The organism is Photobacterium damselae (assembly GCF_003026815.1).
Taxonomy (GTDB): domain Bacteria; phylum Pseudomonadota; class Gammaproteobacteria; order Enterobacterales; family Vibrionaceae; genus Photobacterium; species Photobacterium damselae.
In genome coordinates this window covers 62753-77316 of record NZ_PYOG01000014.1, presented here as the reverse complement: position 1 = coordinate 77316, position 14564 = coordinate 62753, and the positions used below count along the sequence as shown (strand labels likewise).

At 39.0% G+C, this 14564-nt stretch carries 13 protein-coding genes; 9 read left to right on the top strand and 4 right to left on the bottom strand.

Annotated features, from left to right (window positions below; genetic code table 11):
• Positions 1 to 35: 35 nt before the first annotated feature.
• On the top strand, positions 36 to 761 hold the full coding sequence (locus CTN07_RS13405) for a response regulator (RefSeq protein WP_005305982.1): 726 nt from the start codon (positions 36 to 38) through the stop codon (positions 759 to 761).
• 60 nt (positions 762 to 821) lie between these two features.
• On the opposite strand, the gene CTN07_RS13400 is transcribed toward CTN07_RS13405, so the two are convergent.
• Positions 822 to 1136, bottom strand: coding sequence for a PTS sugar transporter subunit IIB (locus CTN07_RS13400; protein WP_050787829.1), 315 nt, complete (start codon positions 1134 to 1136; stop codon positions 822 to 824).
• A 248-nt stretch (positions 1137 to 1384) separates the two neighbouring features.
• Here CTN07_RS13400 and CTN07_RS13395 point away from each other — a divergent pair, with 248 nt between their 5' ends.
• On the top strand, positions 1385 to 2830 hold the full coding sequence (locus CTN07_RS13395; RefSeq protein ID WP_005305978.1) for an ATP-binding protein: 1446 nt from the start codon (positions 1385 to 1387) through the stop codon (positions 2828 to 2830).
• 11 nt (positions 2831 to 2841) lie between these two features.
• A complete protein-coding gene (locus CTN07_RS13390) occupies positions 2842 to 4095 on the top strand; it encodes an ABC transporter substrate-binding protein (RefSeq protein ID WP_005305975.1) in 1254 nt (417 codons plus the stop codon).
• 6 nt (positions 4096 to 4101) lie between these two features.
• On the opposite strand, the gene CTN07_RS13385 is transcribed toward CTN07_RS13390, so the two are convergent.
• From CTN07_RS13385 to CTN07_RS13375, 3 genes are all read right to left on the bottom strand, one after another.
• Positions 4102 to 5508 carry a YfcC family protein gene (locus CTN07_RS13385; RefSeq protein WP_005305972.1) on the bottom strand — a complete coding sequence of 469 codons (1407 nt, stop codon included), beginning with the start codon at positions 5506 to 5508 and terminating at the stop codon, positions 4102 to 4104.
• 70 nt (positions 5509 to 5578) lie between these two features.
• Positions 5579 to 6688, bottom strand: a complete 1110-nt coding sequence (locus tag CTN07_RS13380; protein WP_005305969.1) for an NAD/NADP-dependent octopine/nopaline dehydrogenase family protein — start codon at positions 6686 to 6688, stop codon at positions 5579 to 5581.
• Between the two features lie 202 nt (positions 6689 to 6890).
• Positions 6891 to 7823: a LysR family transcriptional regulator gene (locus tag CTN07_RS13375; protein ID WP_005305966.1), complete on the bottom strand. Its 933-nt coding sequence runs from the start codon at positions 7821 to 7823 to the stop codon at positions 6891 to 6893.
• 190 nt (positions 7824 to 8013) lie between these two features.
• On the opposite strand from CTN07_RS13375, the gene CTN07_RS13370 reads away from it, so the two are divergent.
• The 6 genes from CTN07_RS13370 to CTN07_RS13345 all read left to right on the top strand — a co-directional run bounded on the left by CTN07_RS13370 (position 8014) and on the right by CTN07_RS13345 (position 14340).
• Positions 8014 to 8388 (top strand): SpoIIAA family protein, encoded by a 375-nt coding sequence (locus CTN07_RS13370; RefSeq protein ID WP_036765850.1) that lies wholly within the window; start codon positions 8014 to 8016, stop codon positions 8386 to 8388.
• Positions 8389 to 8550: 162 nt separating this feature from the next.
• Positions 8551 to 9273 carry an outer membrane beta-barrel protein gene (locus CTN07_RS13365; RefSeq protein WP_005305963.1) on the top strand — a complete coding sequence of 241 codons (723 nt, stop codon included), beginning with the start codon at positions 8551 to 8553 and terminating at the stop codon, positions 9271 to 9273.
• A gap of 150 nt (positions 9274 to 9423) precedes the next feature.
• Positions 9424 to 10302, top strand: a complete 879-nt coding sequence (locus CTN07_RS13360; protein WP_005305961.1) for a 6-carboxytetrahydropterin synthase — start codon at positions 9424 to 9426, stop codon at positions 10300 to 10302.
• Positions 10303 to 10476: 174 nt separating this feature from the next.
• Positions 10477 to 10842: a hypothetical protein gene (locus CTN07_RS13355; protein ID WP_036765848.1), complete on the top strand. Its 366-nt coding sequence runs from the start codon at positions 10477 to 10479 to the stop codon at positions 10840 to 10842.
• Between the two features lie 148 nt (positions 10843 to 10990).
• On the top strand, positions 10991 to 11335 hold the full coding sequence (locus tag CTN07_RS13350; protein WP_005305955.1) for a hypothetical protein: 345 nt from the start codon (positions 10991 to 10993) through the stop codon (positions 11333 to 11335).
• 632 nt (positions 11336 to 11967) lie between these two features.
• Positions 11968 to 14340, top strand: a complete 2373-nt coding sequence (locus tag CTN07_RS13345) for a Lon protease family protein (RefSeq protein ID WP_005305954.1) — start codon at positions 11968 to 11970, stop codon at positions 14338 to 14340.
• Positions 14341 to 14564 lie beyond the last annotated feature (224 nt).

Genomic DNA, 14564 nt, shown 5'->3' with positions numbered 1-14564 from the left:
AGCAATTAGTTAGTTTAATGTGAGAAGGATTACGAATGAGTCAAGGCAAAAAGGTTCTGGTGGTAGATGATGACCAAGAAATCCGAGAGCTGCTTGATGAATATTTAACAAAATCTGGTTTTCATGTTGTAACTGCCGCCGAAGGCGAAGAGATGAAGCGTAAACTTGCAGCAGGAGAACCAGATCTTATATTGCTTGATGTGATGATGCCCGGTGATGATGGATTTACCTTATGTCAGCACATCCGTAAAACTTCTGATGTTCCAATTATTATGCTGACAGCTGTCTCAGATGAAATGGACCAAATTATCGGTTTAGAGCTCGGAGCGGACGACTACATTGCTAAGCCGTTTAGTCCTCGTCAATTAATGGCTCGCATTAAGGCTTTGTTACGCCGGGTTAAGCCGACAGAAACGCAACAAGCACCTGCTACGCCTAAATTTATTCGCTTTGCTAACTGGCGGTTAGATACATCAACTCATATATTGTACAACCTCGAAAAGGGTCATGAGCATGAATTGACAGGTGGCGATTATGCGCTTCTTATGTTATTTCTCTCTCGACCAAATGAGATTCTCGATCGAGATACTATTTCTTATGCTACTCGTGGACGAGAAGTACAAGCCTCTGAGCGAGGTGTGGATGTGGCTTTAAGTCGCTTGCGTCAACGGTTAGGTGATAAAGGGCGAACTCAGCGTTTAATTAAGACCAGTCGTGGTAATGGGTATATATTTACCGCCGATGTCAGTTACGAATCTTAGTTACATTTATACCCAAGTAGCTCATTGTTACTTGGGTTTATTAATGTACTTTATAGCGGGTTACGGCATTTTGGCCGTATCGCATTTTTCATTAATATATTGACTGAGTAAATTGGCTTTTACCCCGTAAATAATTTGCAATTGAGTATCAGCTAAGCGAATGATACCAAATGGTTTGGTTTGACGAATTATCGCAATATCTAAGTGTTGAGGGTCTCGAATCACAATACGAAGACGAGTTGCGCATGCGCCAATATCTTCAATATTACTTGCTCCTCCCAATGCTTGAAAAATAATCTCTGCCATTTCATCTAATGGAATCTGAGGTTCAATCTCTAACCCCAATTTTGCTTTTAGCTTATCTAAAAATTTCATTCTTATCTCATTAAAGATTAGTGTGTATCCCAGTAACAACAAGGTATATAAGCTCTACTATCGTGCTCTTTAAGCACTTGTGTTTTTGACGTTATTGGTTATCTCTGTATTGTAAGGAGATGGTGCTCACTATCTAGTCTTCAACGGGATGTAATAGTAGAACCTTGAGCTAAGTCACAGCTTGATTTCAGACTCTTATCTTATCTTCAGTATAATCATCTCATCGCAATATTTGGTGGTAACCTTCAATGCAACTTAAATCTATTTGGCCTAAATCACTGTTGGCAAGAACATTATGGCTGACTTTACTGGCTGTATTTTTTGCTCAACTGATCTCAACCATGATTTGGTATAGTCAGTCTAAGCAAAGGGATTTAAAAGGATTGGAATCTACCTCGGCGAGCATGGCAACAATGTTTGCCTCTACAGTTAATTTCTTCCAATCATTACCAACAGAGTATCGTCATATAGTGCTAGATCAACTGCGCAATATGGGCGGAACACGTTTTTTTGTGTCATTTAACTCTGAAAAAATTCGTATTACACCAATTGCTAATTCCGAGTTAAAGCAAGCGGCTATCTCAACGTTTGAGACAGTTTTACACGATAAATTACCGCAACAAGATCAGATTAAGGTTGAGTTCTCACGACCTGAAACGTTGCATGTTTTAAAAAATGATATTTTACTGTCCGATCTACCTAAGTCTTGGGCTCATTATACGTTAAGCCTAGAGCCTCTTAGTCCTCCAATACTGGTTGTTCAGATCCAACTTGAACATAACCAATGGTTGTATATTGCAGCATTACTACCAGCGCCTTATATGATGCTAGAAGATCAGATCATGACAAGTCATCAGGTCTTTTCATTACTATTTACGACTCTATTATTGTTAGTTTTTACGTATTTAATGATCAGTAAACAAACGAAGCCTTTGAAGCGATTAGCTAATGCTGCTAATGCGCTAAGTTTGGATATTTATCAGCCTCCAATTAAAGAAGAGGGAGCCAGTGAAATTGTTACGGCTACCCGAGCGTTCAATCGAATGCAGCTTCGTTTAATGCGTTATATTGATGATCGCGAAAAGCTCTTTTCATCAATATCTCACGATTTAAAAACCCCAATTACTCGACTTCGTTTACGTGCAGAGCTTATTGACGATGAAAGCAAAATAGAGAAGTTTAATCGCGATTTAGATGAGTTAGAAATGATGGTTAAAGGGGCGCTTCAATGCGTTCGAGATACGGATTTACATGAAAATCTTGTCACTGTTGATGTATTAGATATTTTGCACCATATTGCAGAAGGTCATAATTCACAACAACGAAAAGTAAGAATTTTAGAAAAACCAATTGCCCCTTTAATGGCTAAGCCTTTAGCTCTAAAACGTTGTTTTACTAACCTCATTGATAATGGCGTTAAATATGGCGAACGTGTCACTGTTTTAATTTCAGACGAATCAGATGCTTTGGTTCTTATTATTAAAGATCAAGGGAAAGGGATTCCTTTGGAACAACAAGACGCGGTATTTGAGCCTTATTATCGCTTAGCAAAAGATAAAGATGGCCACGGACTTGGAATGGGCATTGCCCGTAATATCGTTCGAGCTCATGGTGGGGATTTAACCATTCATAATGCTAACGATGGTGGTTTAGAAGTCAAAGTATTCCTTCCTCGTTTTGCAAACAATCAATAAGAGATAGCGTGATGAACAAGAAGTATTTAGTTGCGACCCTATTATCTGGCTTAGTCAGTAGTCATGTTTCTCTGGCTGGCGATATTGAAGTTTTGCACTGGTGGACATCCGGTGGTGAAGCCAAATCCGCTCAAGTACTCCAACAGATGATGGAGTTACAAGGGCATCATTGGCACAACTTTGCGGTAGCTGGTGGAGGTGGTGAAAGTGCAATGACGATTTTAAAAACCCGAGCGGTATCGGGTAATCCACCAACTGCAGCGCAACTTAAAGGTCACGATCTACAAGAGTGGGGTAAACTGGGCTTTCTAACGTCATTAGATCGTATTGCTCAAGAGCAGCAGTGGGATAAAGTATTGCCTCCAGTGATTGCTAATATTATGAAATATGATGGGCATTATGTGGCAGCGCCTGTCAATGTCCATCGTGTAAACTGGTTATGGGCAAACCCTAAGGTATTTAAAGCTGCTGGTGCAACCATTCCCACATCATTAGATGATTTTTTTGTACAGGCTAAGAAGATTAAGCAAGCGGGTTTTGTCCCTCTTGCACATGGCGGGCAGCCTTGGCAGGATGTGACGTTATTTGAAAATTTGGCTCTTGCTGTATTAGGTAGTACGAATTATAAGCGAGCATTTGTTACGCTGGATCCTAAAGTTTTAAACGGCGCTCAAATGGTTGAAGTATTTCGCCAGTTTAAGCGAATGCGGGAGGTTATAGATCCTCGCTTTGAGGGGCAATCATGGAACAAAGCGACAGCTATGGTGATTGAAGGTAAAGCTGCGATGCAAATAATGGGAGATTGGGCAAAAGGTGAATTTGTTCAAGCAAATTTGAAACCTGGGAAAGATTATATTTGTGTACCAGCCCCTGGAACGGACCAACAATTTGCTTACAACATTGATAGCTTTGTCTTTTTTAAATTAAATGGTTCTGTCGAAGATGAGAAGGCTCAACAAGATCTTGCTCAAACGATAATGTCTCCTGCATTCCAATCATTGTTTAACCTCACGAAAGGTTCAATTCCCGTTCGTCTTGATATAGATATGTCTGAATTTGACCAATGTGCCCTTGAATCTATGAAGGATCTCAAAGCCACTTCGAAAACAAAACACTTTGTTCCTAGTATCTCCCAAGGATTAGCCACAACAAGTTATGTACAAAGTGCTATTTCTGATGTTGTTAGTGAATTTTTCCACGATCCAAATGCAAAGCCCCAACAAGCTGCAAAACAACTGGCTAGGGCGATAAGAGCGGCTGAGTAATGTGAATTAGCTTATTACTACTCCTAAGCTTAATAATATCATCACCATTAGTGTCAACATTCCTAATAATGGCCCAATAAAACGAAGCCAAGAAGAGTATGCAACACGTCCAATGGCGAGGCCTCCCATAACAACTCCTGAGGTTGGGGTAACTAGGTTAGGTAATCCAGAAGCTGATTGAAATGCCGTAACAACAAGTTCACGGCTTACTCCGGCAAAGTCGGCAAGAGGGGCTAATACTGGCATTGAGAGAACAGCAAGACCAGATGATGATGGAACTACAAGGCAAAGTACAGCTTCAACCCAGTAAATGGCATTGATAAAAGCGATTTGAGGAAGACCCGCAAGTAAGCCTTCTGCGTAATTTAAGATAGTATGGGTAATGTTTCCATCGTCCATTACAACCACTAACCCGCGAGCAATCGCAATGATTAAAGCAACACCTAATAGGTCTCTCGCACCATCAACAAAGCTATCGGTCAATTCTGTTTCTGATAAGCGGCCAATAAAGCCAACTAAAATGCTAGAACCAATAAATAACGCAGAAAGCTCTGCCATCCACCAACCTTGAACCGAAACTCCCCACATCATGACTGCAAATGTTAAACCAAAGATCATTAAGACAATCTTTCGTGTTGTATTTAGCTTTGGTGTTTCTTGCTCTTTACCGTGGAGAAATAGGCGTTCATTTTCATCTTTTTGACTTGCGACAATGGATTGAGAAGGATCGTTTTTCACCTTTTCAGCATAGCGCATGACGTAAATGGTACACATAATCCAGCCAAGAATCAGAATGGCCAAGCGTAGACCAATGCCATCCATAAAATTAATTTCAGCAGCATTAGAGGCAATTACCGTTGCAAAAGGGTTAATTGTTGAACCTAAACAACCGATCCCGGCTCCAACCATGATAATTGCAACACCGACAATACTGTCATAACCTGCTGCAATCATTACTGGGATAAGAAGTGCGTAAAATGGGATAGTTTCTTCCGCCATGCCGTAAACGGTTCCACCTAAGGCAAATAGGCCCATTAAGATTGGGATCATCCATTTTTCTCGGCCATTAAGTTTTTCCATGGTTCCTGCAATACCTGCATCAATTGCACCAGTACGAGTAACAACAGCTAAATATCCACCAATAACTAATACAAATAACGCAACGTCAACGGCTCTTGCCATATATTCGCCCGGATCGTAAAAGCCTTGAATGGGTGCCATTAAGATATCAATAATACCTTGAGGATTAGAGGTAACGGTTTGATAAGATCCCACTAGTGGAACCATTTTTCCTAAGGTTTCATTATTCACCATTTGGTACTGACCTGCTGGTATTAACCAAGTCAGTGCTGCCATGAAAACAGTAAGTAACATTAAGATGGTGTAGGCAGAGGGAAATTTTAATTTTTTCATATGATGTCCTTATTTAGGCGAAGCATGACACTTCGCCTTGGGTGGTGAGCCACCTCTGTGATTCCAATGATTAAGCAACAAAATCCATGATCTGAGGGATGGATAAACCAGCTAGTCCCATTTTTTCAAGTGTTCGGCCTTGCTCAAAATAGTTGGTATCGTTATATGCATTATCTATGTGCAGGCATGATGTGATAATTGGCGTTTCAATACCTGATAGTTGGGCGAATTCGTAGCAAGGAACAAGTAAGTAAGCGGCATCTTCAGTGATATAGCGATTGCTTGCACAGTTTGGTGCACTGTTTAATTTACCGTGGGTTTCTGAAGTTCGGTTAACTTCATAAACGGTCTCACATTCCATCGCATACAGTGCATTCATCGCATCAAGTTCGCTTCGTAAATCTAACCCTAATGCTTGTCCTACTTGCTGACGTTCTTGCTCCATGACTGCCGCAGCTTTTGCCGTTGAAATGGAACAACAGTCTTTGTAGTAATTAAATTGACCATCGAAATTTTCTAGCAACCCCATATTTAATGTGGTGAGCAGTGGGTGGCCGCCGAAATTGATATTCTCAAGACCTGCACAAATAACATTTTTAAGTGGAGTTAATGGCAGAGGCATGACCGCTTGTAATTGTTCTATGGCGTATTGGGTTTGACTTGCTGGAAAAGCGGCAACAGGAAGAAACTCTTTCATACCTAAAATAGCCAGTTGTGCAGGTCCAATAATACGAGTTGCCCACGGGATGGAGATTGCATCAACAAAGGTGATATCAAGATCTGAGTAACCATGTTCATTTTTTATTTTATTAAGGACTAATGAACCATAGTTACCTGGCATTAACATGATAATTTGCCCATTTTTAAGATGAGGAAGCATATCAATAAATAAGGGTTCTTGAGCAAAAGAGGGTACTGGTAGGATTAATAAATCTGAATATTCTACTGCTGTCTGTAGATCTCGAGTAACGGTATCAATTGCTTGAAAGCCCGCATAAGTGAGAGGGACTGAATTAAACTCTGCGAGAGCCTCGATTCCGCCATTTTGTTCTATATCCAGTAATGATTGATCAAAGCCTTTCGCGCCAAATAAACAGACATCTGCACCCTGTAATGAGAAGTGATAAGCTGCGGTTAAACCTGCATTACCAGAGCCAATAATAGAAACTTTAGGTGCCATAATTTTTCCTTAAATTAAGAGGGGGATAACTTGCTCTCAACGTTACGATGGTTATGGCAACAACAGCTAATGACGAGACTGCACCCTAGTATGCGAATTTGTAATACTCTAAGAAATAAATGTTTCAAATTATTGATACTAAGTGTTTTATTTATAATTTTTAAAATGTATGAAGGCTGGCTGTTTTGTGATTTTGATGAGTTCAGTACTCATTTAAATCTCGCATTGGGCCTATTTTTAGTTGGATATCCATTGCATCGGCTTGTAGCATAAATTGTTCGATAAACACTTCTGCATGACGATGGATAGGTTTAAATGCAGGGTAAAGAATGTCGAATTCAAAAGGTAAATGAAAGTTAAGAGGTTTAGTTAACACGTTTGTATGTTCACTACTCATATATGCCGTTAGTGGATCGGTAATTGCCATGCCAATCCCTTCTTGAACTAAAGCAGCGGCTGTGCTGGCAAGTGAGACTTCGATATGTTCTATGGTTCGTAAATCGTGACGCTGTAAAAGAGAGTCGATGCGTTGCTGTACGGTGTCTTTTTCATGTCGAATAACAAGTTGATCGGCAATGTCATCTAGATATAAGTACGATTTATGGGCAAGGGGAGAATGGATAGGCACGATAGCTACACACTGGCATTCAACACGTTGCGCTTTAACTCCAGGTAATGGCTGGGTATCAGGCAAAAAAGCAAAGCCGATATCCACGACCTGACTTTGTACCCGGCGAATGATTTCTTCTGAGCGATAGGTTTTAAATCCCACCTTTAGCTGATTGGTCTGTTTCAGAAAATGGGCAAGTATTCGAGGTAAAAACGCATTAGATAATAGAGGCATTGCCGCTAAATGAAGTGATCCAAAATGATTTGTACGAATTGAAGTTGCAACATTATCCAAATCAGAAACCGCCTCGAACACTTTAGCGACTTCTAGATAAAAGGCTTCACCTTCAACACTTAATACTAAACGATTTCGACTGCGTACAAAGAGGGTAAAGCCTAGCCGATCTTCTAGCGCTGAAAGTAAACGGCTAACAGCGGGTTGACTTAGATTCAATCGTTCGGCAGCTGCCGTTACCGTTTGGCATTCAACCACGGCTTTAAAGGCATTAAGTTGAGAGAGTTTCATTTTCGTCTTTTATTTGCAAATAAGAAAAATGATATTAAAAATAATAAGTTATTACTTTGAATCGCACCTCATAACTCCACTTTCTTTTCTTCTTTTTTGATAACCCAATTTTATTTTACGTATTCGGGGGATATCAATTTGGCTCTGGCAGCCTACAATCAAGTTATTAAACCATAGTGGAGATATCATAATGATTCATGGTCTAGATATTGAAATTGATTGTACTGGTAATCATGTTTTTCTTGAGCTTAAAGCTTGTGGAAAATTGACTCATAGTGACTATGAAAAGATTACACCTATGATTGATGAGGCTCTGGAAAGCATCGATTCCCCGATTGTTGATGTGTATTTTGATGGTTCAGAGTTTTCGGGATGGGAATTACGTGCTGCTTGGGATGATTTAAAATTAGGGCTTAAACACGGAAAAGCATTTCACAAAATCGCACTATATGGAAATCAACGGTGGCTTGAAGTTGGAGCTAAAGTGGGTAATTGGTTTATCTCTGGAGAAGTGAAATGGTTTGATGAGCCTTTAGATGCGCTAAACTGGCTAAGAAGTGAATAAATTACGATTAATTTTCTGTGTCTAAACTTTAAGGTTTGATAGCATACTCATAAATAATGAATCTATACCCAAGTCTCTATACTTAGGCAATATTGACTTAAGACATTTGCATCTTGAAGCTACTTGGGTATAAACCGTGATGACACAGGAATGTTATTCTCAATGAAAAAAATCATGTTAGCAACGAGTACGCTTGTCGCTATTTTATCTCAATCTGCAGTTGCAGAAACTCTTGATCAACAATCCTCTATATTACCAGTAAATACCGATTCAGGTTCTGAGTTAACTGAGTCGGTACAAGTACCGAGCTTTGATGATTCTCGTCATTACTTTGTTGGTTTAACCGGTGGCTTGAGTCAGTTTAGTATTACTAATCGAGCAAAAATATCGGGCCAGTCTTTTGATGCGCCAAGTCCCGATAGAAATGGTTTTGCTGGTATTGATTTTGGTATTTACGCTCCTAATGGTAAAGGACGAATTTACTATAGCTATCAACGTCATCAAGCAGACACTAAAGTAAACGATGTAAAAGCATTAGAAAATACAATCGATTTACATCTGCTTAGCGGTGACTATTTATTTAGACCACATAAAGCAATCAGCCCTTTTGTGGGGGCTCACTTTGGTTATACTCAAGTAGACGGTAAGGCGACAGGCGAAGGTCGTTATCATGAGTCAGGGTATGTATTTGGTCTGCAAGCTGGTGTTAGTTGGCGTATAACCCAGCAATTTACAATGGATATTGGTGCTCGCCATACCGTACTGCCTAGTGAAGCTGTGAAAAAATGGACTGGTAAGATTTCAGGAGATAATCATTCAGTGTCTTTTGAGACTCAGCCGGAATCGATTTCGTCAGTATATATGGCTGTTAACTACCGATTTTAATTATCTTTCCAATATAACCCACTGAAAGCCCTATCTATTTTAGGGCTTTTTTGTAGCCTGCTATTCTTTAATAAGGCATTTACTCTCTTTGTCAGGGGGGTATAATGCTCTTCCTTAAAAACGACAACCATTATCAATAAGGACTTCACTTTGAAGCTATTTGTTAGAGATCTTACTGTAATTGATGCCTCTTATCTTTCTGTTGAGCGAGGTATGGTAGGCGAGAGTTGGATTCTCGATGTGGTCATGTCTGGTGAATTAAATGAAATGAGCATGGTGCTTGATTTCAGTCGAGTAAAAAAGCAAATCAAACAATTGGTTGATCAGTTTGTCGATCATCGTTTGATTGTTCCAACACAAAATAGTGCAATTAAAGCGCAGCAAGTTGAAGACGGTTACTTTACTGTAGATTTGCTTCGTGGTGATAACAGCATTTATTTAAAAAGTCCTGAGCAAGCATTTTGTTTTATTGATGCGCAAGAGGTTACGATTGAAACAGTAACTAAGCACTTGCACAACGTGTTATCTGGACATATGCCTGCTAATGTTGAAGGCTTAGAGCTTACACTCCGACATGAAAAAATTGATGGTGCATTCTACCATTACAGTCACGGCTTAAAAAAACACGATGGTAATTGTCAACGTATTGCCCATGGTCATCGTTCTCCTATCGAATTGTTGGTTAATGGCAAGCGACACTCTGTGTTAGAGCAAGAGTGGGCCGAACGTTGGCAAGACATTTATTTAGCCGCAGAAGAAGATGTGGTCGAGCTTTCTCTTCTTGATTTAAGCGAGAATGCACAAAATCTATCATCTGAGCAGTATGTTGGTTTTAGTTATCAAGCACCGCAAGGTAAATTTGATTTAGCCATTGCTAAAAATAAAACGGAAATTCTACCTACAGATACGACAGTAGAGTTGCTGGCTTATTATATTGCTCAGCAAGTAAAACCGAAATTAGAGACCAATGATTCTCTAGACGTATTTGCTTACGAAGGCGTAGGTAAAGGCGCAATGGCATCACTTTAATCGCTCATCGACAGTAAAATTGAATAAAAGCTGTAGTGTAAGAGTTGTATACAATAATATGACTTTTGTACTGCAGCTTTTTAGTTTCTAAGCGGTGACTGAGATTAATGGTTGCGAGAAATTCTCTCTGGGTATAAATTCAAAAGATTATTCAAATAATCACAGAATTACACTATGTCAATTAAAGCTTATACCCTAGCATCCTTACTTGCTATGTCATGTTTTTCCGCTGTGTCTTATGCACAATCTGTGCCATACGGTAATTCAGATGTGACTCAGTCTTGTATGGGAAATGAAAATTTAGATGAGTCTGGATTAGAAACTTGTTTGGTCAATGCGGGTAATGCTGCTAAATCTCAAGTGTATGATTTATCAGCTCAAGGCGATAAGTTAACATCTCAAGTAGAGCAAGAGTGCGCCCATCTTAAAAAAGTAACGGCTGATGATGCAGATGGTACTAAAGCAAAGGTTAAATGGGCAACCTGCTACGCTAATGCTTGGTCTGCTGCTCGCGATCAGTTCCTTGGTGAGAAATATTAAGTAAACTATCAGATAATTGTTTTATATGAGCTTCTTTATTCGAGAAGCTTTTTTCGCACTTAGCATTGTTGTTTTGTTGATGTTTCTGTTGTTAATAAGAATACTTTCTATTGTTTTATGATATAGCTCCAATTAATGAGGAACTATAATGAAAAAACAAATTTTAGCAATCGGTCTTCTAGCTCTTGGTTCAACTTCTGCTTTTGCAAACGTTGATGATTCATTAGAACAAATTTGTGCTTCACAAGGTGGCGCGATGACAAGTTTGTCGCAAGGTGGAACAATTGAGTTTCTAACTGACGCTGATGGCGTAACTCACAAACGATTCTCAATGAATGACAATATTGTGAATATTGACTTAGATAATGTAAGTGATCAGATTAAAAATCAGATCATTGACTCAGTAAAGTTTGGTTATGATCTTGAAATGTGTATTGCTTCTAATGGTAAAGTTCTACCAATGATGGGGCGAATTTCGACTGAACACAAATAAGAATAACTTAAACTAAAGTTATAGTTTGAACTATGAAGTAACTAAAAAGGCACCTTGCGGTGCCTTTTTTAAATCATTATCTAAAACGATAACATCAGATTATTTATTGTCGCGCTTGTATAGCTCAGAGAAAGAACGCTGATATGCTACTGCAATTTTATTGATGATTTTCTTAGTCATGGCGCTAAACCTAATGTATTCCTAGTATCGTTAATGATTTAAAAAAGTTTAAGGACTTACTTATCCTCTGGAAGTGCGGGCATTATATGGATTTTATAACGATAAAAAAGTGAGAAAAAATTCAAATAAAGATTAGAAAAACTAATATTACTATTTCTAATAAATAGCGATAAAAAACACTAATTCATTTCATGAAAATATTTTATGGTTTTGCTTTTTTCAGCCCTTAAATATTCGCTAAAGTTACCTTTGTTATGAGAGGAATAGAAGTTACTGCGAAAAAATAGACAAAGCACTTGAGATATAAAACCGTATCGTTATTAGGGTTTAATTAATCTTAACTGAATGAAATATAAAACGAAAAATTTGAAAAATAACGGAGTAAGTCACTAAATTTTCATACGTTTATGTTTACACTGAAGACATGATGTCATATATGAGAGGGATCGATTATGTCAGTACAACCTCTAAGCAGTGACAAACTGTATCGAGAATCAGAGCTAAATGGATTAGCTAAAGAAATTAAATCAACCAAACAGTTAGCACCGATTGATGAGATCGTAGGGCAAGAGCGCGCCCAAAGAGCGGTTGAGTTCGCAATGTCGATCAAAGAGAAAGGCTATAATATTTATGCGATTGGACGTAATGGCCTTGGCAAACGTACTATGGTGCTGCGTTATTTAAATCGTCATGATCCTAATGGCAATGGTCATACTTTATATGATTGGTGTTATGTCTCAAATTTTGATAACTCCCGCAGTCCGAAAGTACTAAAGCTTCCTGCTGGTAGTGGCTTGCCTTTTAAAAAAGACATTGAGCAATTGATGAAGCGGCTTGTTAAATCATTACCGCTCGCTTTTGATAACGAAATGTACTATTCCCGTGCTGATAAGCTCAAGCAACAATTAGCAGAGAAACAGGGCGAAATTCTTCAAGCGATTTCAAGCCAAGCACAAGTTAATAATATTAGTGTGACGGTAACCGCTCAAGGCGAATACCAAATGGTTGCGATGAATGGTGAGCAACCTCATACTGAAGAGAGCTTTCAAGCACTTTCTGAACAAGAGCAAAATCATTTTGAACAGGTAATTAATGCTTTAGAAGCTGAGTTGCGCGGTATGATCCGTCAATTTACTGAGTTTGAAGAAGCATTTAGTGACAAGCTGCAAAAATTAGATGAAGAAGTTGCTCAAGAAGTGGTTTCTCACGTATTAAAACCACTCAAAATCCAATATGGAAAGATTTCAGAAGCTAAACATTACTTAACTGCACTACAAAAAGATATTCTGGAAAATCTGGATATTTTCTTAGAAGACAATGAAGAGCAACTGGCTTTAGCGTATGCCTCTCTCGATAAAAAAATGCCAAGACGTTATCAAATTAACGTATTGGTTGCGCAAGATGAACATGCATTTCCAATCGTGGTAGAAGAGAGCCCAACGTATCATAATCTGTTTGGCTATATTGAAAATGCCACTTTCAAAGGGACTGTTTTTACCGACTATTCATTAATTCGACCAGGCAGCTTACACCGAGCAAATGGTGGGGTGTTGTTAATGGATGCGGTGAAGGTGTTGGAGCGTCCTTATGTTTGGGATGGCTTGAAGCGAGCATTGCGTGCCCGTGAGCTGAATTTAAACTCCCTAGAGCGAGAAGTCACCTTATCTGGTGTTGTTTCTTTAGAGCCAGAAGCCATTCCTCTGGATGTAAAAATTATCTTATTTGGTGACTATCAAACTTATCAGTTGCTACAGCATTATGACCCTGAATTTGGTGAACTATTTAGAGTCACCGCCGATTTTGAAGATGATATGCCAAGAACAGAGCAGTCAGAAGAGCAGTACGCCAAGTTTATCGCCAGTATTATTCAAGACAATAATATGCTGCATTGTGATCGAAAAGCGATTGCTCGCATTATTGAATACAGTTCACGTCGGGCTGATGATCAAAATAAGTTGTCATTGCATTCGGCTGATATTGCCAACTTACTGCGAGAAACTAATTACTGCGCGAAATCTTCCAATGCCAATATGATTCGCTCTCATCATGTAGAGCAAGCTTTAGCTAATCAGATTCAACGGGTCAGTCGTTTACAAGATATGGTCAAACAAGGATTTGTAAATGGCACAACTCTCATTGATGTAACAGGTGAGCGCATTGGTCAAGTAAACGCTCTTTCTGTACTGACAACAACGGATCATCAATTTGGCTCTGCCAGTCGAATTACCGCCACAACAGCGTATGGCTCTGGTGAGATTTTTGATATTGAACGAACGGTTGATCTTGGCGGTAGCATACATTCAAAAGGGGTTATGATTCTTTCTGCCTATCTTGCTTCTGTATTTGGCAAAACCGCTCGAATTCCATTAAGTACTCATATTACCTTTGAGCAATCATATGGTGGTGTTGATGGTGACAGTGCTTCAATGGCAGAGCTGTGTGCGATTGTTTCGGCGTATTCACAACAGCCATTACGACAAGATGTTGCTATTACTGGCTCTATGAATCAGTTTGGTGAGGCGCAACCTATTGGCGGCGTTAATGAGAAAATCGAGGGCTTTTTTGATGTTTGTGCTATCAAAGGCAGAACCTCTCAGCAAGGCGTTATTATTCCCCAGTCTAATGTACATAACCTGATGCTACGTAAAGACATTGTCGAAGCGGTCGAAAAAGGGGAGTTTCATATTTTGGCGATTAACCATGTAACTGAAGCTATTGAAATCTTAATGAAGATACCTGCGGGTATATGGCACGACAGCACTGGATATGATGCTAATACTCTTTATGGTATGGCTCAAATAAGATTGAATACGTTAAAGCGTTAGTTCTTAAATTAGGGCACAGAGATAATAGGATTATTATCTCTATGCTACTTATGAAATATATTATTTTATTTTTAAGGATTAATGTAAGAGGTTCTATCTAAGTGATTGTTCTTTATGTAATATCAATTTTTATAGGATACCGTATAGTGCATCAAGATGGTTTTTAGTTTTCATATGCTGATTAGTTATTCCTGTAAATAAGTATAAAAGAGTTGAAGTTGTCT

What these genes read in the sequence shown, in the direction of transcription:
- CTN07_RS13380 (WP_005305969.1), bottom strand. Translation starts at nt 6,688, where the DNA reads ATGGCACCTAAAGTTTCTATTATTGGCTCTGGTAATGCAGGTTTAACC.
- CTN07_RS13385 (WP_005305972.1), bottom strand. Translation starts at nt 5,508, where the DNA reads ATGAAAAAATTAAAATTTCCCTCTGCCTACACCATCTTAATGTTACTT.
- CTN07_RS13370 (WP_036765850.1), top strand. Translation starts at nt 8,014, where the DNA reads ATGATTCATGGTCTAGATATTGAAATTGATTGTACTGGTAATCATGTT.
- CTN07_RS13355 (WP_036765848.1), top strand. Translation starts at nt 10,477, where the DNA reads ATGTCAATTAAAGCTTATACCCTAGCATCCTTACTTGCTATGTCATGT.
- CTN07_RS13400 (WP_050787829.1), bottom strand. Translation starts at nt 1,136, where the DNA reads ATGAAATTTTTAGATAAGCTAAAAGCAAAATTGGGGTTAGAGATTGAA.
- CTN07_RS13375 (WP_005305966.1), bottom strand. Translation starts at nt 7,823, where the DNA reads ATGAAACTCTCTCAACTTAATGCCTTTAAAGCCGTGGTTGAATGCCAA.
- CTN07_RS13390 (WP_005305975.1), top strand. Translation starts at nt 2,842, where the DNA reads ATGAACAAGAAGTATTTAGTTGCGACCCTATTATCTGGCTTAGTCAGT.
- CTN07_RS13350 (WP_005305955.1), top strand. Translation starts at nt 10,991, where the DNA reads ATGAAAAAACAAATTTTAGCAATCGGTCTTCTAGCTCTTGGTTCAACT.
- CTN07_RS13345 (WP_005305954.1), top strand. Translation starts at nt 11,968, where the DNA reads ATGTCAGTACAACCTCTAAGCAGTGACAAACTGTATCGAGAATCAGAG.
- CTN07_RS13405 (WP_005305982.1), top strand. Translation starts at nt 36, where the DNA reads ATGAGTCAAGGCAAAAAGGTTCTGGTGGTAGATGATGACCAAGAAATC.
- CTN07_RS13365 (WP_005305963.1), top strand. Translation starts at nt 8,551, where the DNA reads ATGAAAAAAATCATGTTAGCAACGAGTACGCTTGTCGCTATTTTATCT.
- CTN07_RS13395 (WP_005305978.1), top strand. Translation starts at nt 1,385, where the DNA reads ATGCAACTTAAATCTATTTGGCCTAAATCACTGTTGGCAAGAACATTA.